This is a genomic window from Chryseobacterium piperi (assembly GCF_002285635.2).
In the GTDB taxonomy this organism is placed as follows: Bacteria; Bacteroidota; Bacteroidia; order Flavobacteriales; family Weeksellaceae; genus Chryseobacterium; species Chryseobacterium piperi.
The window spans coordinates 402,982-422,127 of sequence record NZ_CP023049.2 but is presented as its reverse complement, the minus strand read 5'-3'; the positions used below and the strand labels follow the sequence as shown (position 1 = coordinate 422,127).

General features: G+C 36.4%; 13 protein-coding genes. 1 reads left to right on the top strand and 12 read right to left on the bottom strand.

The genetic code is table 11. The features are described from left to right. Window positions 1–193: 193 nt before the first annotated feature. A complete protein-coding gene (locus CJF12_RS01855; protein ID WP_131329561.1) occupies window positions 194–1,039 on the top strand; it encodes a hypothetical protein in 846 nt (281 codons plus the stop codon). 423 nt (window positions 1,040–1,462) lie between these two features. Here the strand turns inward: CJF12_RS01855 and CJF12_RS01850 are convergent, their stop codons facing one another. The 12 genes from CJF12_RS01850 to CJF12_RS01795 form a co-directional block, all read right to left on the bottom strand. Then, window positions 1,463–1,795, bottom strand: coding sequence for a gamma-glutamylcyclotransferase family protein (locus tag CJF12_RS01850; RefSeq protein ID WP_034686054.1), 333 nt, complete (start codon window positions 1,793–1,795; stop codon window positions 1,463–1,465). Further along, entirely contained in the window at window positions 1,796–2,422 is a 627-nt protein-coding gene (locus CJF12_RS01845) for an SGNH/GDSL hydrolase family protein (protein WP_084675670.1), read from the bottom strand. A 12-nt stretch (window positions 2,423–2,434) separates the two neighbouring features. Then, window positions 2,435–2,851, bottom strand: coding sequence for a ribonuclease inhibitor (locus CJF12_RS01840; RefSeq protein WP_051887340.1), 417 nt, complete (start codon window positions 2,849–2,851; stop codon window positions 2,435–2,437). Further along, window positions 2,829–6,524, bottom strand: a complete 3,696-nt coding sequence (locus CJF12_RS01835) for a phosphoribosylformylglycinamidine synthase (protein ID WP_034686052.1) — start codon at window positions 6,522–6,524, stop codon at window positions 2,829–2,831. The genes CJF12_RS01840 and CJF12_RS01835 overlap by 23 nt, the downstream gene beginning before the upstream one ends. A gap of 29 nt (window positions 6,525–6,553) precedes the next feature. Beyond that, a complete protein-coding gene (locus tag CJF12_RS01830) occupies window positions 6,554–7,516 on the bottom strand; it encodes a WG repeat-containing protein (protein ID WP_034686050.1) in 963 nt (320 codons plus the stop codon). Between the two features lie 49 nt (window positions 7,517–7,565). Continuing rightward, the gene (gene purB / locus CJF12_RS01825) at window positions 7,566–8,993 is read right to left on the bottom strand and encodes an adenylosuccinate lyase (protein WP_034686049.1); all 1,428 of its coding nucleotides are present in this window, start codon (window positions 8,991–8,993) and stop codon (window positions 7,566–7,568) included. A 348-nt stretch (window positions 8,994–9,341) separates the two neighbouring features. Further along, window positions 9,342–9,737: a hypothetical protein gene (locus tag CJF12_RS01820; RefSeq protein ID WP_034686047.1), complete on the bottom strand. Its 396-nt coding sequence runs from the start codon at window positions 9,735–9,737 to the stop codon at window positions 9,342–9,344. A gap of 115 nt (window positions 9,738–9,852) precedes the next feature. Next, window positions 9,853–12,183: a beta-glucosidase BglX gene (gene bglX / locus CJF12_RS01815; protein WP_034686045.1), complete on the bottom strand. Its 2,331-nt coding sequence runs from the start codon at window positions 12,181–12,183 to the stop codon at window positions 9,853–9,855. Between the two features lie 166 nt (window positions 12,184–12,349). Further along, window positions 12,350–13,060 carry a carboxylesterase family protein gene (locus CJF12_RS01810; RefSeq protein WP_034686043.1) on the bottom strand — a complete coding sequence of 237 codons (711 nt, stop codon included), beginning with the start codon at window positions 13,058–13,060 and terminating at the stop codon, window positions 12,350–12,352. Window positions 13,061–13,144: 84 nt separating this feature from the next. Then, entirely contained in the window at window positions 13,145–14,524 is a 1,380-nt protein-coding gene (locus CJF12_RS01805; protein WP_034686041.1) for a glucoamylase family protein, read from the bottom strand. Window positions 14,525–14,596: 72 nt separating this feature from the next. Further along, window positions 14,597–16,063: a RagB/SusD family nutrient uptake outer membrane protein gene (locus CJF12_RS01800; protein ID WP_034686038.1), complete on the bottom strand. Its 1,467-nt coding sequence runs from the start codon at window positions 16,061–16,063 to the stop codon at window positions 14,597–14,599. A 3-nt stretch (window positions 16,064–16,066) separates the two neighbouring features. Continuing rightward, window positions 16,067–18,913 carry a SusC/RagA family TonB-linked outer membrane protein gene (locus tag CJF12_RS01795; protein WP_034686036.1) on the bottom strand — a complete coding sequence of 949 codons (2,847 nt, stop codon included), beginning with the start codon at window positions 18,911–18,913 and terminating at the stop codon, window positions 16,067–16,069. Between the last annotated feature and the right edge of the window lie 233 nt (window positions 18,914–19,146).

The window sequence follows — 19,146 nt, the reverse complement described above, 5'->3', positions numbered from 1 at the left end:
ACTTTACAATTGATAGACCGGTAATTACTAAAATAAACTTCGGGATATAATGAAACTTTTTCTTGTTCAGAGATTTTATGTTTATTTTAATATTTCATGAAAACCCCTTTATCTAAAGGCGTCCTTTTATTTAACAAGCGGTGCAAAGTATTTACTTGGTATGCATTTTGATAATAAAAATAAAATTAAGGAAATGAAAAAGAATCTATTGTTTGCAATGGCCATGCTGCCATTTGCATTTTACGCTCAAGTAGGAATTAATACGACCAGTCCAAAAGCCACTCTTGATATAAAAGGAGTGAATTATGATCGTACTGGAACTTCTCAAGATAATGGAAAAGCAACGTTAAGAATTGACGGAAATACTGAACACGCTTTAGACATAGGAACTATTTCTAGTGCACCTTATGGAGCCTATATCCAGTCTTTAGATAAAAATAGTAATAGAGGCCTTCCCGTTGCCATTAATTCTAACGGCGGAAATGTAGGGATAGGAATGATTCCTACTAAAGCTCCCAATTCTTCCTCTCCTTCAAAGCTTTACGTCAACACTGTAGCAACCGCACCAAATGATGGAGTAGCAACTTTAGTCCGAAACGAAACAACAGGAGAAATAATGGCAGTAAGAGTAGGTTCAAATACAAAATCTTTTAGCACAGCTACTTATCAACTGAATAACGTGAATGGTGACTGGGTAAACAATTTTGACACAAAGATATCGGCGACAGACTATACGGTTATTGTTACAGGACTTTCCTTCGGCGGTTCACCTAATGCAAAAGGATTAAGGGTAGGTGCTGAAGGTACACCTGCCGGATCGACCTACAATCCATTAAATTATAGCGCTTTCATACAAAACGGAACATGGCGACTTACTGCAGACTATGATGGAGGTAATCCGCCACCTGGAGTAAATGGAAACTGGACTATTAATGTATTGATTATTAATAATTCTTTAATTAATGGATTATCTACTCAAACCTATAACCTAAATGGTTCTTCTACAGGTTCTGCTGCGTCTGCTCCGGCCGGATTATAAATACAGTTTTAATATATTTAACAACAGGCTTTTTCTTACAATAGAAAAGGTCTGTTATTTTAGAAGCTAATCCATATTACAATTTCGTCTCTTGTGCCTATAACTGTGAGGTTGAATTTTGGTTTGTTGAAAATATATTTCCAACCAGATATCATCCAGCTATTAAAATTTATGAATTTAAATCTCTCGCAGATTGTGTAGATCAGTCAGATTTTTTTAGTACTGTGATTATCTGTCATTCAGAACGAAACGAAGTGTAGTGAAGAATCTATAAGAATAAAAAGCCTGTTTATTGTAGGCATTAGAGATTCCACGCTTCACTTCGTTTCGCTCTTAATGACAAGAGTTGTTCTATTTACAAAATTCCCACACCTTTTTTGTGTTATTCGTGAAGAATAATTCGTGCTATTTGTGTTTAAAACTCTATTTACCTGCGTAAATAAATCCCTTCTTTCCAGATTTAAAGATCGTTTCAATTCTTTTATAATCATCCACTTCATATTCGTCGGCCTTAAGAATTTCCTCTTCTGTCACTTCAAAAAGAATCCCCTCTACCTCATCTTCACTATTTCCTGAATATTCCAAAATCGGATGGTATTTCTGGTTGCTTTTTCTTAATACTTCTGGATCAGTAATTTCAAGCATTTTAAGATTGTATTCTGTAAGAATATCTCTTTCACCTGAAAGTACTCTTCCAAATGTTTCGATTTGAACCTCTTCTTTCTGTAAGGTTCCGTATGAAAATAAATAAGGCATTTATAAGTATTTTTCAATGATTGGAATCGCTAATTCGGCCATCATCCCATAGCCTTTTTCGTTGGGATGAACGCCATCCTGAGACAGCAAAATTTCTTTATCTTCTAAAAATGCAGTATAGAAATCGATATAGGTGAATGAGTCTTCTTCCGCAATATCCTGGAGAATTTTATTATAGACCAAAACCTCATCATTGGTTCTAAGCTTTCCGGAAGCTACCTGAACTCCATCTACATTTTTAGAAAATGGCAGAATACTTACCAGATAAATATCATCCGTAAATTGTTTTGCCTGCTGAATTGCTGCTTGAATATTAGCCTTAAACTCTTCAGGAGTTACCATTCGACTTCCATTTTTTATCGCAAGATCATTAGCTCCGTATGCCATAAAAACAAAGTTTCCTTCTGCTGAGTTTCGGGCGTTTAATTCATGTGGAATTCTTTTTATCAGACCATCGGTAGTCTCGCCACCAATTCCTAAATTATAGACAATGACTTCATTACTTCCTTCGTGAAATTTCTGTAACGCATATCTTTTTAAAATATCGACCCAGCCCCCAAATACACCATCGTATTCTCCATAAGTGATGCTGTCCCCAAAGAACAGTCCATAGATCATTTTCTTCATTATCATTTTAGCTTAATCTAAAATAAGATTAATATTTTCGTGTGATTCAATAATTTCTATTAGGATATCGAATAATGTTTGTCCTTCTCCGGCAATAAGCTCATCCAGATTTTGCTGAATCAGTTCAACATTAAAAGGTTTTCCTTGTTTGATTTTTCTTTGGTAAAATTCGCGGGTTGTTTCTAATCCTAAATCATGTCTTGACTTTTCAGATTCTTTCCAGGTGAATTCAATCTCATCATTACTTTCAAAAACACCAAAACCTCCATAAAGGATATCATTAAAACCATCTAATGTTCCTACTTTCCAATCCACATCTTTCATGAAGACCTTAGATGCTTCTTCATAAAATCCTGGCAGATCAGAAAAATGATCGCCATTAATGACGATCATTTTCTTATCAATTTTATTTGAAGTATTCGACTCCATTTTTAAAGATATTATGGTAATTCGCTGTTGGAATATTTTTCATGAGACCTTCAGCAAAACGTTCAGGGTGTCCCATTCTACCAAAAATCTTACCACATGGGCTGGTCACCCCTTCAATTCCGAATAATGAATTGTTAGGATTGAACGGCATCCCGTGGGCAATATTTCCTTCAAAATCTATGTATTGGGTAGCAATCTGTCCATTTTTATAAAGCTTTTCAATCTCTGCTTCAGAAGCCATAAAGCGACCTTCACCGTGAGAAATAGGAATGGTAAAGGTTTGGCCTTTCATTCCCTTTAACCATGGACTTTCGTCATTCACTACTTTTACGGTAACCATTTGAGAAATGTGTCTTCTGATTGCGTTGTGAGCAAGTGTTGGAGAGTTTTCATCAAGATCTTTAATTTGTCCGTAAGGCAATAGACCTGATTTGATCAATGCCTGGAAACCATTACAAATTCCAATGATCATTCCATCTCTGTCCAATAGATCATGAACAGCCTGTTTCATTTTTTCGTTTTTCAGAACATTCACAATGAATTTAGCAGAGCCATCCGGCTCATCTCCTGCTGAGAATCCTCCTGAGAATGCTAAGATCTGAGACTTCTTAATCTCTTCCACCCATGCATCGATGCTTTCATCAAGCAATTGGTGATTGATATTTATCAAAGGTAAGCTGTTTACCACAGCTCCTTCTTTCTGGAATGCATTCAGTGTTTCATACTCACAGTTCGTCCCTGGGAACAAAGGAGCAAAAACTCTTGGCTGAGCGATTCCATGTTTTTTAATGATAATATTTCTTGGAGTTGTTGAATTTAATTTTTCATCTAATTCAACAGTAATCTTTTCCTTTTCAACAGTTGGAAAAAGATTTTCGAAGGTTTTGGTATAAGCAGATTCGAGGTTCGAGATTGGAGATTCAAGGTTATTTATTTTCAACATCCCTGAATCTTTTACTTCTCCAATTAGCTGAAGAACTGTTGAGCTTAATTCTTCTTTTGCCTCAATGATCAGACTACCGATATTCTTAGCTAATAAAGTATTTTCCTTAACATTGATCTCAGCTCCGAGTCTGTTTCCAAAACTCATTTTTGCTAAAGCTACAGCAACACCTCCGTCTTTAACCGTTTTTACAGAAACAATTTTACCCGATTTAATATTTTCAAAAATAAAATCATAAACCGTTTTTAAACTGTTGTAATCCGGAAGACCACTTTCCTGGGAAATGTGGTTATAGAAATACAATTTATTTCCTACTGCTTTAAATTCTGGAGAGATCACATTTTTCTTTTGTCCATCAGCACATGCAAAAGAGATCAATGTTGGGGGTACATTCAGATCCTGATACGTCCCACTCATTGAATCTTTACCACCAATTGCTGCTAATCCAAGATTAATTTGAGCATCATAAGCTCCTAAAAGGGAGGCTAAAGGCTTACCCCATTTTTCAGGATTTTGTCCTAATTTCTCAAAGTATTCCTGGAAACTTAATCTTATATTTTTGTAATCGCCACCCATAGCAACGATCTTAGCAACACTTTCTACTACTGCATAAGATGCTCCCAGTAATGAGTTTTGTTTCGAGATTTCAGCATCAAATCCCCAGCTTGCAAAAGAAACTGTTTCTATATTCTTAGCTCCCAGGATAGGTAGTGTCTGTGCACTTCCTTCCATTAAAGTCTGCTGATATTTACCTCCAACCGGCATTGCAACTGTTGTTGCACCAATCGAGGCATCAAACATTTCTAACAATCCTTTTTGAGAAGCTACATTTTTATCTGCTAAAACTTTTAATAATTCTTCTTCAGAGAAAGGTTTATGATCAAGTTTTACTTCTTTAAGGTGAGTGATTTTCACTTCCTGGCTTTTTGCACATCCATTGGTGTCCAAAAATGCTCTTGAAAGATCAACAATCTTATCTCCTTTCCAGAACATCTGCATTCTTCCTGAATCTGTAACCTTTGCCACTTCTACAGCAACAATATTTTCAGCTTCACAATACTTAATGAATTGTTCTTTATCTTTTGGATCAACAACAACCGCCATTCTTTCCTGAGATTCAGAAATAGCAAGCTCTGTTCCGTTAAGTCCTTCGTATTTTAAAGGTAATACGTCTAAATTGATTTCTAAGGAATCTGCAATTTCTCCGATTGCTACAGAAACACCTCCGGCACCAAAGTCATTTGATTTTTTAATCAGTTTTGTTACTTCCGGTTTTCTAAATAATCTCTGAATCTTACGTTCTTCAACAGCATTTCCTTTCTGAACTTCAGTAGACATGGTATGGATACTATTTTCATCCTGTACCTTAGAACTTCCGCTTGCACCTCCTACACCATCTCTTCCCGTTGATCCACCTAAGATAATAACAGAATCGCCGTTAGCAGGCTTTTCACGTCTTACCCAATCTACCGGTACGGCACCAGTCACAAAACCAACTTCCATTCTTTTTGCCTTGTATCCTTCGTCATATATTTCAGAAACCATAGTAGTAGCTAAACCAATCTGGTTTCCATAAGAAGAATATCCGTTTGCGGCTTGTTTTGTAATCGTTTTCTGAGGTAATTTACCTGGTAAAGTCTGATCTACCGGCTCAAGTACATCTGCTGCACCCGTTAACCTCATCGCCTGGAATACAAAAGATCTTCCTGATAACGGATCTCTGATTGCTCCTCCCAGACATGTTGACGCACCACCGAATGGTTCAATTTCTGTCGGGTGATTGTGGGTTTCATTTTTAAATAACAAATACCACGGTTCTTTCTTGCCGTCGTATTCAGCTTCGATCTGGATGGTACATGCATTGATCTCGTCAGAAACTACTAAATTTTCCAGATTCCCTGTTTTATGGAAATATCTGCCACAAACGGTTGCCAGATCCATAAGAGAGATCGGCTTCAATTCACGGCCTAAGAATTTTCTTTTTTCAATGTAATCGTTGAAAATGGTTTCTAATGTGTGTTTGAAATCTCCTTCAAACTGAATATCTGATAATTCTGTTTCAAAAGTCGTGTGACGACAATGGTCACTCCAGTATGTATCTAAAACTTTCAGCTCGGTTTCCGTTGGATTTCTCTGCTCGGTTTTAAAATATTCCTGAATGAATTTTAAATCATCAAGACCTAATGCAAACCCATGCTGATTGTAAAAATCTTCCAGTTCAGCATCATTAAAACTGATGAAATTTTCGTGGATTAAAACTTTCGAAGGAACTTCATCTGCTGGGATATCTAATACAGACAAGTCTTTCTCCTGAGACTCTACTTTATTGATCAGAAGGTCTTTGATTTTAGCCAAATCAGCTTCAGAGACACCTTCAAACTCAATCAGCTTTCCACTTCTCACTTTAGACTTTTCATTTTCAGTCAGCAAAGCAATACATTGTTCTGCAGAGTCAGCACGCTGATCATACTGTCCGGGTAAAAACTCCATTGCAAAATGAATGGTTTCTGCCGGATTTTCTGTGTGTAAAATATCAGTAACCGGATCCACGAATGTGCTATTGACCACTTTCTCGAATTCCCCATCATTCAATCTGAAAATATCATATACATTGTATACTTTCACATTTTTGACTGACGGAGCAACTGCTTTTACTTCATCAAAAATTTTTGGACTTTCTACATCGAAAATTCCTCTTTTTTCTACGAAAATTCTTTTGTTATTAGACATTAGATGCCAGATATTAAATATTATTAGACTTATTTACTTAATTTATTGGGATTATCAGGATGCTCTTTTTGAAATTTCTCTGCTTCTTTTGTCTGCTTCTTCAGCCACTTCTCAAAAGGCATCTTTTCAACATCATAATCGGAAGCATAAACATGGTTACCATCTTCCGAAACTATGAAATGAAAACGTGATGATCCTGAATTCATTTTTTTGTTATCATAGGTGTCAATCTGAAAGTAAGGAAAATTTTCCTTGGGACGTTCAACAATTTCAAAAAATACTTTCTTTTCGTTTTCAGATAACCGATTGTAATGGTTAACATAATAGACATCAGAAAGCTGCTTTTTATACTTTTGAAAAAATTGAAGAATAGTCTTTTCTTTTTCACTGTATTGAAAAGGAGATGGATAATATTTTCCATTAATTTCCACTTCTTTTTCAGATTGTTTCTGTAGCGGTTGTACTATTTCTCCTTTGAAATTTATGATACCCCAGGTTCCGCCAACGATTGCTTTATGCTCATCATCTGTTTTCTCCCAGTCACAGCCATCACAAAATGCAGCATATCCGTAATTGAATGGGGAAACAAAATCATGTTTTGCTTCAATAATTGTTTTTCCGTTTCTATCGACAAAACCTATTTTCCCATCTTTAACAAACCTTCTTACGCCTTCTGCAAAATAATCGGCTCCATTATCATAAAAGAAAGGCCTGTATAAAAAATTCCCCTTTCTGTCATACACATATCCCCAAGCATTTTTCTCACTGACTTCATTAGGTTTGGAACCATCAAAATAGATCGTCTCTTCTTTTACCGGCTCACCATCTTTAAGAAATGAATATACCCTGAATTGTGCGGGAATAATTATTTTCCCATCCTGATTTTTTATTCCTACCAAAGAATCCTTAGATTTAAAATACTTTAAACCTTCTTTCGCCTGTGAAAGGAAAAGCACCGGCATTAATGAAAGAAATAAAAGTATCTTATCCATTATTCTTTAGTGCAAATAAAATATGCAGCCGAAAAGACTGCATATTATTTTATACTTTAAGATCAGCTTCCAGTCCTATCAAGTCTTTGTTTTGGTCCAGAATCGGCTGAACTTCATTCTTAATGAATTCTTCCGTTTGAATCGGTGCAAAGCCTATGAAGTTTTTAGGATCCAGAACTTCTTTTAATTTTGATTTATCCAGTTTTAAAGAATCGTCATTCAAGATTCTCTCGATAAGGTCATTTTCTTTTCCTTCTTCCTTTACTTTCTTGGAAGCTTCCATAGAATGAACTCTGATCACTTCGTGAATTTCCTGACGGTCTCCACCAGCCTTCACTTCTTCCATGATAATGTATTCTGTCGCCATGAAAGGAAGCTCCTCTTCAATATGTTTGTTGATCCTGTTCGGGTATACTACGATTCCGTTCATAATATTGTTCCAGATCAACAGGATTGCATCCACTGCCAGGAATGCCTGTGGAATGGTTAATCTCTTGTTGGCAGAGTCATCTAATGTTCTCTCAAACCATTGTGTAGAAGCTACCATTGCAGAACTGGTTGTCAAAGACATTACATATTTTGCCAATGCTCCAATTCTTTCACTTCTCATTGGATTGCGTTTGTAAGCCATCGCCGATGAACCGATTTGGTTTTTCTCGAATGGTTCTTCAATTTCCTTAAGGTTTTGAAGTAAACGTAAATCATTGGTGAATTTGTGAGCCGATTGAGCAATATTGCCTAATAACGCAACCACTTTAGCATCAATTTTTCGGTCATAAGTCTGACCTGAAACTCCGAAAACTTTTTCGAAACCGAATCTTTTGGAAAGTTCTTTATCTAAATGTTTTACTTTGGAATAATCACCGTTGAAAAGCTCCAGGAAACTTGCGGCAGTACCTGTAGTTCCTTTTACTCCTCTGAAACGTAAAGTTTCAAGGAAGAAATCCAGCTCTTCAATATCAAGAACCAAACTTTGTAACCACAACGTAACTCTTTTCCCAACCGTTGTTAGCTGAGCCGGCTGGAAGTGGGTGAATCCTAAAGTAGGAAGGTCTTTATATTGTATCGAAAAATCAGCAAGATTTTTCATCACGTTAACCAGCTTTTTCTTTAAGATCAAAAGCCCGTCACGGATTTGGATTAAGTCTGTATTATCTCCTACAAAAGCTGAAGTAGCTCCTAAATGTATAATTCCCTTTGCTGAAGGCGCCACATCACCATACGTATGAACGTGAGCCATTACATCATGACGGAATTTTTTCTCATATTCGGCTGCTTTATCGAAATCGATATTTTCAGCATTAGCTTTCAACTCTGCAATCTGTTCGTCAGAAATCTCAAGTCCAAGGTCTTTTTCGATTTCAGCAAGAGCGATCCAAAGCTGTCTCCAAGTACGGAATTTGTTATTATGTGAGAAATTAAATAACATTTCTTCACTGGAGTAGCGCTCTTCCAATGGATTTTTGTAGGAATTCATTCTTTCTTATTACTTTTTAGAAGTACAAAAATACGTATTTCCAGCGAGAGATGAAAATTGTTATGATGCTTTTAAGCTTTGGCTCGGACCAAAAGATTATTTCTTATTATTAAGACCAACTAAAGCCTGTTTTATAAGTATTCCGCTCAAAATATGAAAGGGAGTTCTCACATAAAAGATGTTTGGTTTCTTTAGGAGAATACATCATTATTTTTAGCCACGAATGCACAAAATATATTACTGTGGGTTTCAAATTACTATGATAAATCGTGCATTCGTGGCTAAACCAAAAAAGAAGCGATCCCGTTTTTTGAGACCGCTTCTTTATTATTATTTTGGATAGTGTGATTATTTATAGATCACCACATTATCTTTTTTAAGTTGATATCCGTTCTTTTTGTAAGGAACAAGCGTATAGTTGTCTTTTTTCCATGCTTTTCCTTTCCCCATTCTGGTCAGGATCATACTTCCTGTGTTATCTTCGGGAAGAAATACTTCCGCTTTTTTCATGTCCTTACTAAAAATTACTGCTGTCATTGAAGTGGAGCTTCCTTCAGGCTTTACTTCTGTTAACTTGATTTTCTGTTCAAAAACCCTTACACAATCTTTTTTTACCTGAGAATAGGTATACCCTGCTGATCCTATGCATCCATGAGCGTCTCTGTCTCCACCTACTACAGGTTTGGTTTGTGCAAATACTAATGATCCTAGGAACATGGCGCTGAATAAAATTGTTTTTTTCATTTTTATATTGATTATTGTTTTTTCAATTTGGTAAAAACCGTGCCAAAAGTAAGGTTTTAAGCAAATTTAATTCTAAGATACAAAAAAGCCATTCAAAATGAATGGCTTATGAAAATTATTTTATCCAATTGATTTTTGAGTGTTTTACTTCTTCCGAGTTCGTTCCTATCATGATATCAAATTCTCCCGGTTCCCAGTCAAATTTCAAATCTCCATTGTAGAACTTCAGACTTTCAGGAGTAATATCGAAAGTTACCTTTTTAGATTCTCCTTTTTTCAGGAAAACTTTTTGGAACCCTTTCAGTTCTTTTACCGGTCTTGTAATGCTTCCTACCATATCTCTGATATATAATTGTACCACCTCAGCACCATCATAGTTTCCGGAGTTCGTCACCGTCACTGAAGCCTGAATCGTTTGGTTTCCTTTGGGATTGGAATTTGAAATGGTAAGATCAGAATAATTGAATTGGGTATAGCTTAATCCATAACCAAATGGATAAAGAGGTGTATTGCATTCATCCATATAATTGGAACGGAATCTTTGGTACTCACATTTATCAACCAGCTCCTGACTTAGCGGTCGCCCTGTATTTTTAGCATTATAATAGATCGGAATCTGTCCAAGACTTCTTGGGAAAGTCATCGGCAATTTGCCGGAAGGATTTACTTTTCCAAATAAGACATCAGAAATAGCATTACCGGCTTCAGAACCTGAAAACCATACATTCAGAATGGCGTCCGGCGCATCTTTCACATTCGTCAAAGCTAATGGACGTCCTGTGAAAAGAATCATTGCAATCGGTTTTCCTGTTTTCTTCAATTCATTTAAAAGATCAACCTGAGACTGAGGAATTGTGATTTCTGTCCTGGAAGAAGATTCACCGCTCATTTCTGCAGATTCTCCAATTGCCAAAACGATAACGTCGGCTTTATTGGCAACATCTACAGCTTCTTTTAAAAGTGCTTCTTTTGAACGGTTATCTCTGTCTGTTTTCTTTCCGTGAGCAGCATAGATATCTTCTAATTTGGCACTGTAATCAATATTCGCTCCTTTTGCAGAGATAAATTTCACCTCTTTGCCAAAATTATCCTGAAGCCCTTTCATTAGAGCAACTGACTGGTCGTGTTTCGCAGCAACACTCCAGGTCCCCGCCATATTCAATGAATTATTAACCAAAGGACCGATAACCGCTACAGTTCCTGATTTTTTCAATGGAAGCACCTGATTTTCATTTTTCATCAATACCATCGATTGAGCAGCGGCATTTCTGGCAATAGTACGATTCTCAAAGTTATATACTTCTTTTGCGGCCAGTTTTGCATCTCCATAACGGTAAGGGTCATTAAACAATCCTAAATCATATTTAGCTTCAAGAATTCTCTTGGCTGCCATATCAATTTCTGCCTGGGTAATCTTTCCTTCTGATAAAGACTTTTTCAATGTCGTCAGAAAGCCTTCACCCACCATATCCATATCTACTCCGGCTTTTAAGGCTAATGCTGAAACCTGTTGAAGATCTCCCATTCCATGATCAACCATTTCATTGATCCCCGTATAATCGGTTACTACAAAACCTTTGAAATTCCATTTATTTCTAAGAACTTCCGTTTGAAGCCATCTGCTTCCTGTTGCAGGAACACCGTCTACTTCATTAAAGGAAGCCATAACAGAGGCAACACCAGCATCTACTGCAGCTTTGTATGGTGGGAAATATTCATTAAACATTCTCACGTGGCTCATATCTACCGTATTGTAATCTCTCCCCGATTCCCCTGCTCCATATAACGCAAAATGCTTTACACAGGCTAAAATAGTATTGCTTAAAGACAGATCTTTACCCTGGTATCCGTACACCATATTTTTAGCGATCTCACTTCCTAAATATGGATCTTCTCCCGAACCTTCGGAAACTCTTCCCCATCTCGGCTCACGAGAAATATCCACCATGGGCGAAAAAGTCCAGTTGATTCCATCTGAAGATGCTTCTCTAGCAGCTACCCTTGCTGATTGCTGAATCAGGTTCATATCCCATGAAGCAGCCAATCCTAAAGGTATCGGAAAAGTGGTTTCGTATCCGTGAATAACGTCCATCCCAAAAATCAACGGGATTTTCAGACGGCTTTTTTCAACCGCTACTTTCTGAACGGCTTTGATTTTATCTGCTCCCTTTATATTAAATAATCCACCGACTAAACCTTGTTCTACTTTTTTTCCGATATCTGAACTCTGAGCCAATCCGGTTGTAAAATCTCCTGAACTGGGCAAGTTCAACTGTCCTATTTTTTCATCCAACGTCATTTTTGACAAAAGCTGATCTACAAAGGCTTTTTTCTTCGACTGATATTGGGCCGTCTGGTAAGATTGAACAGGTTTCGTTACCATTTCCTGGGCCAAAAACATTGGCGAAAGTGCTAAAGCTGCTATTACAATTAACTTCTTACTCATTTTATCTTCATTTTTATAGTATTCGTGAATCTTAGATTACATCAATCTATCTTCTTCAATTATGTATGTTGTATTTTCTTATTTCTATTTTTAATTTGAATGCAAAGACGCATTTTTCTGACAGCCTTTAAGCTACAAAAGCTTTTATATTCTACTTTTTCAATGATTATTTAACTCCTTTTTTCTGAGATAACATCCATTCGTAAAATTTAGGATTTGAATAGGTTGAGTCCCATGAATTATGATTGTCATTAGGGAAAATCACTAATTCCGCTGATGGGTTCACCGGATGCAGCGCCTGATACAATCTAAACGCATTTTCAGGCAGCACTATATCATCCATTCCTCCATGGAAAATTTTCATATTCAAGTCTTTATATCGGTTGATATTAGCCGTCATGATCTGATCTGTGGGTGCACATACCGGAGCTACTGCTGCAAACATTTCAGGGTGCTCCATCGCAAGCTTTAAAGTTCCCCATCCTCCCAATGAAAGTCCCGTAAGGTAAGTTCTTGAGGCATCAATTTTATATTTTTTCTGAATTTCTTTAATCAGGTTATAAATCGTAACCGTATCCCACCAGCTATTAGCAGGACATTGTGGTGCTAAAATAGCGACAGGCTCCTTTATTAGATTTTTATAAGTAAAAGGACTATGGGCTTTTACCATTTCGAGATCAGTTCCTCTCTCCCCCGATCCGTGAAGAAATATGATCAAAGGAACGTTACCCTTCACTTTTTGCGGATAGTCTAAAATATAGGATACTTTTTCAGTTCTTTTAAATTCTTTGTTCAGTTCAGCTTTTATTTCCTGGCCACTCAGCTGTAATGAGAGCAACGGAAGTAAAAGAAATGCGTGTTTTAATTTTAATTTCATATTGTTATTTAGGTTTTGGCTAAAGCCTTTTTTGATGTATGATGAGTTTAAACAGGCTAAAGCCCGCCCTTTATTGAGACCAGGTTATTGGATTCCATACTTGGCAGATTTGAAGCTTAACTTCTTAAGACCTTGCTTAATTTCAGGAGCATTCATGAATAACTTCCACAAGAATCCGGTTCTGTAATTTTCAATCATGGGGGCAATTGTACCCTGATCAATGGCCAGATATCGTGGTGTAAACCAATTATTATAATGGATTGATGTAGCATCATAAGGACCTGCAGAACCTACAAATTCTGGCTTCTGGGTGTATATGAATTGTAAGAAATCCATTGATTCCTTTGGCGAATAAGGGAAACTGCTTAATGCAGCCGTCGGAGAAATCACACCATGATCGTTCTGTGGGAAATGAGCATTGTATCCCGTAGTCCCGTCTTCATTTCTGGAATAGCTTGCCGTAAGTCCCCAATAGTTCGGACCATATCCTTTCCATTGTTTTGGATTTTCTACACAATATTTATAATCTATTAAAACCTGGTTTTTATTTAAATCGAAATAGTTTTTAATTAACTTATCGGATAATCCTGTCGGATCTAAACCGATGTATGAATAATGGGCCCAAAATAAAGGTCCTCCATATTCTTCAGCATAATTATGCTTCACATACATTGGCAGTCCGTATTTTGTTTTGTCGGATAGAAAAGTTCCATTCCTTGTCCATCCTTTGTAATAGGTTTCCGCATCAATAGAATAGGTAGGTGACGAAGCTGCCAGAATATAGGTAATCAGACACTCATTATAACCTTCCAATGGAAAATTCATTTCCCACTGATATTCCGGTGACCAGTGCCAGTATAATACTTTCTCGCCTCCCTTGGTATACCAGTTCCATTGAATTCCTTTCCATAGATCATCGCATTTTTTAGCCAATGCTTTTTCTTCGGCATTTCCATTTTTAAAGTATTCACGAACCATAAGAATTCCCGAAGTTAAAAATGCCGTTTCTACCAAATCACCTCCATTATCTTTTTTTCCGAAAGGCACCGTTTTTCCTGTTTCTCCATTGATCCAGTGCGACCATGCTCCTTTATGACGATCTGCTTTTGCAAGGAAATCCATCATATGAGTTAGCCTTTTTACCGCCTCCTTTCTAGGAACAAAACCTCTCTCTACTCCTACTAAGATAGTCGCCAGTCCAAATCCTGATCCGCCTGTAGTGATGACGTGTTTATCTTGATCCGGATAGATATCATCTTCATGATAACGCTCCCTGCCCAACATAGAATTTGGTTCTGCATAATCCCAGAAATATTTCAATGCATCTTTCTGAACTTTATCCATCAACTGCTCATCAGTACCTGTGCTTTTTACAGCTTTATTATCAACCGTTTTCTGTGCCTGAATATTTTTGCATGGTAACAGGGTTGCAACTGTAAGAATAAAAATAAGACCTAACTTCATAAAATATACGTTTACATAGAATTAATTAAAAAAATAGCCAAAGTCCAGCTTTGGCTATTTATATATGGTAGATTAATAACCTGGGTTTTGAGCTGACAAACCACTTGCTTCCGAAATAAAATCCTGAGGAAGCGGAAATAATTCATGCTTCCCTACAATAAAGTTTTTACCTCCATCTGCTGCCATTGCAGCTTTGGCCTGTCCTGTTCTAACTAGATCAAACCATCTGTCATGCTCAAAAGCTAATTCTAATCTTCTTTGCTTCCAAACATCCACTCTTACATCTGTTTGAGTAGTCACAGGAGAATTTCCAATATTTGCTCTGTTTCTTACTTCATTTAAGAAAGGAATTGCTGCAGAAGTCTGACCTAATTCATTCATTGCTTCAGCTTTCATTAAAAGAACCTCAGCATATCTTAGATAACGGATATTAACATCTGTCGATGGCTGATCTCTGTAATTTGAAGAATAAGCCTTATAATTATAAAACTTATTATCCGTATTGGGACCTACATAATACCCATCATACAAAGTCATATCCCTATGGATAATTGTTGCATTTCTCCTTGTATCTGCTGCAGTATAAGCATCATACAAACTTTGAGTAGGAGTTGCGAATCCCCACCCCCAACCAGTAGTACCTCTGGCGCCTTGCACCTGGCTATACTGTTGAATTGCTCTTCCTGCTGTTCCGCCAGTACCATTAATCTCGAAAATAGATTCTGCATTATTTTCTCCTGAAACTTTATAAATATCCTGGAAATTAGGAGTCAATGAATAGCCTGTCACCAGGTTACATTGATCTACAGCTAGTTGCCATTTTTTCTGATACAAATAAACTTTTGCCAATAGCGCATGAGCTGCACCCACCGATGCTCTGCCTTTATCACTGTCTCCATAAGTTGATTTGTTTGGAAGTGCTTCGATTGCATCTTTCAGGTCTTGTTCGATGAATGCATAAATCTCTTCCTTACTCTTCCTTGTCAGGGTCATTAATTTATCAGCTTCAACTCCTGATACAGGAACATGGTCTACCAACGGGACACCACCAAAGGATCTAACTAACGTAAAATACATAAATGCTCTCAAAAACTTAGCTTCTCCCGTTAATCTCTTACGTAATGCCGGATCAGCCTTATCTAATTGAGGAAGATATTTCAACGCCTGATTACATCTATTAATTCCTTGATAGTTAGAAGCAAACAATTCTTTGAATGATGGAGTTGCTGCTGTAAAGTTTAAAGCATCCAGAATATCTTTATCAGAACCGGAATCACTTGCGCTGGAACCTTTATCAGCATCATCAGAAACAATAGATGTAACTCCGATCCATGCAAAAGTGCTCATATTCCAATCTAAAAACTTTGCATAAATAGATGCAACCAGACTATTTGCTCCTTCATTATTATTATATATTTCACCAAGTGCAGATTCAGGAATTGCTTCTGTAGGTGATACATCAATAAAATCATTACTACAACTTTGGTTTAAAGCGCCTAACACTAAAAATGCGGCGGCTATGATATATTTCTTATTCATTTTTTAAAAATTTAGGTTAACACCAAATACAAAAGATCTTAATGTAGGATACGCGTCTAGTTCTATCCCTGCACGCTTATACGGGTCTCCTTCAGCTGTTGTATCTGTAGGGTTATAACCTGATAGTTCTGAAGAGTATCCTGAATATTTCTGAAATACAAAAGGATTAATGGCACTTACATAAAGTTTAATTGATCTCATGTACTCAGTTACATTTTTAAATGTGTATCCAACCGAAATATTATTGATTCTGAAATAATCTCCATCTTCCAGATAGAAAGTTGACGCAATTGGAATGTTTGCAGGGTTTACGGGATTGGCAGCATTCGTATTTGTTGGTGTCCAGAAGTTATTAGCTACAGAAGCTTCAACATTCTCTCCTCCATTTCTTTGTGCTTTCTTACCGTTATATACTTTAAAGCCAAATGCTCCATAACCATTAAGGGCAAAATCCCAGTTTTTATAGGCCATAGAAACATTTACTCCTAATGTTGATTTCGGTATATAAGAATCAAAGAAACGTCTATCTCCACCATCTGTAACTCCATTACCATTCAAATCTTTAAACTTCAGATTTCCATTTGCGTCATAACCATCTGCTTCATATAAATAGAAACTCCCTAAAGCATAGCCTACCGCTGAAGCATTGAAAATTTTTGTATCTATACCATTACCAAGATTTCCACCTATAATTTGAGAAACCGGCTTCGAAAGATTCATACTAACAAGTTTATTATTGTTGTAAGAATAATTTGCTCCAACTGAGTAAGTGAAGTCTTCTCCTACTTTATCAGCCCAGTTAAAACTTACCTCAGCTCCTTTATTCACAACACTTCCCATATGTGAATAATTGACTTCGGAAATTCCTGTTCCTAAATAAGGAACCACTCCTAAAATAAGATTCTTCGTTTTTCTGTTATAAATATCAAAAGTACCGGTTAATCTATTATTCAAGATCCCAAAATCCAATCCTAAAGAAGATTCTTGAGTAACTTCCCATCCTAAATCCGGATCATAACTTTTATTAACAGTAACTCCATTACTGACAGGTGAGCTACCGAACCCGTAATTATAAGTAGCACCAGCTGAAAGCGGTAAATAATTCAATGGCACATTTTGGTTACCTATTCTACCCCAGCCTCCTCTAAGTTTCAACATATTAAAGAAGCCATCCTTCATAAATTCTTCCTCAGAGATGATCCAACCTGCACCAAACGATGGGAACGTTCCCCATTTATGTCCGTCGGCAAATTGAGAAGAGCCATCTCTTCTTACAGTCCCGCTCAATAAGTAACGGTTCATAAATTTATATTGAAATCTTCCAAAATAAGAAATTGTTGTATTTCTATTTCCTTGTATCGATTCAAGAGCCTTTGTATCATTATCACTGTACAAATTGCCATAATAATCAACCCCGCTCAGATTCCAATAGTCCTTTGAAACGGGAACATTCTTTCTATTTATAATTAAAGTCTCAAGTCCATTTTTCACGGAAGCTTCTGTACCCACTACAACTTCAATATCGTGATTGCCTACTTTCTTGGTATACGTTAAATAGTTATTGAGTAACCAATTGTAATAGTTTTGGCTTCTATTTGTTAATCTTGTTATTGGTGATGTTGAAGAATACTGGCTTTCTGTTCTCATCGGGTCACTATCCAGCCAGAAAGCTTTAGAATTTACAAAATTATAGTACTTATAATTGTTATACTCCCCGCTAAATTGGGATGTAAATTTTAGGTCTTTAACAATATCAATGTCTAATTTTACACCACCTTGCAATAGAAAATTTTTCCCCTGCTGGTTATCGTAATCAAGCTGCATTACAGGGTTTCCCACATTATTAAATCTTCCTCCTTCGTATCCAATATTACCATTGGATTTATCAAAGATTGGTTGACCATACCTTCCATTTGGATAATATACAGGAACTAAAGGAGACTGTTTATATGCATTGGTAAAAGCTCCAAATGATTTAGGGGTATCATTAGTAAATGTAGCACTCAACGTCTGAGATAATCTGATCCCTTTGGCAATCTTAAACTCATTATTAGTTCTTATCGTAGTTCTATTATAATTAGTTCCTTTAAGAATAGATTCTTCTTCATAGTTACCGAAACTGAAAAAGTATTTTGCAGCCTCAGAGGAACCGGAAATCGAAACATTGTGCTGGTTATAAATACCTGTTCTGGTAATTTCTTTAAACCAATCAGTATTGTAGGGTTGATTAGGATTTAGATAATCGCTTTTAGAACCTGCATTATTATAAGTTGCGAATTCTGAAGCATTTGCCATCTTAATAGTTCTTAAAGGGTTTCTTATTCCTATCAAACCATCATAAGAGACACTTAATTTACCTTTACCTGATTTTGTGGTAATAATAACAACTCCATTCGCAGCTCTATTACCATAAATGGCTAACGCAGCAGCATCTTTCAAGATATCATAAGTTAATATATCATTGGAGTTGATGTTATTAATATTATCTGTAAACATACCATCAACAACAAACAATGGAGTTCTACCACCTAATACAGTCCCAAGACCTCTAATCGTTACAGTTGGTGTTGAACCGGGTGCATCAGATGCAATTATCTGTACCCCTGCCGCTTTTCCCTGGATAGCTTGTGAAGCATTTAACACCTTTGTTCTCGTTACTTCTTCCGCGCTGATGGAACTGATGGAAGTTGTATTATCAACTTTCTTACGGCTACCATATCCAATCATAACCACCTCTTCGATTTTCTGTTCTTTGGGAACAGTATCCTTAGGAGTTACCTGCGCATTGACGTTCATACCAAAGTATAAAACAGCAATGAGTGATGAATACTTTAAATCACTTTGTCTCATATAGTTCAATTTTATTTCGTACAATCAATTTTCGAAGTAGGTTTTTAAACCTACCAACTGCCTTTAATTAAATAAATATTGAATTTCTCAAAAAAAGACATTAGCCAAAATTATAAAAATATCTGAAACATCATTAAAATATCATAAAAATTCTAAAATTCATGGAATATAATAAACCAAAAAACACAATACACTTACATATTAACTAAATATTAATAAAATATACCCCCTAT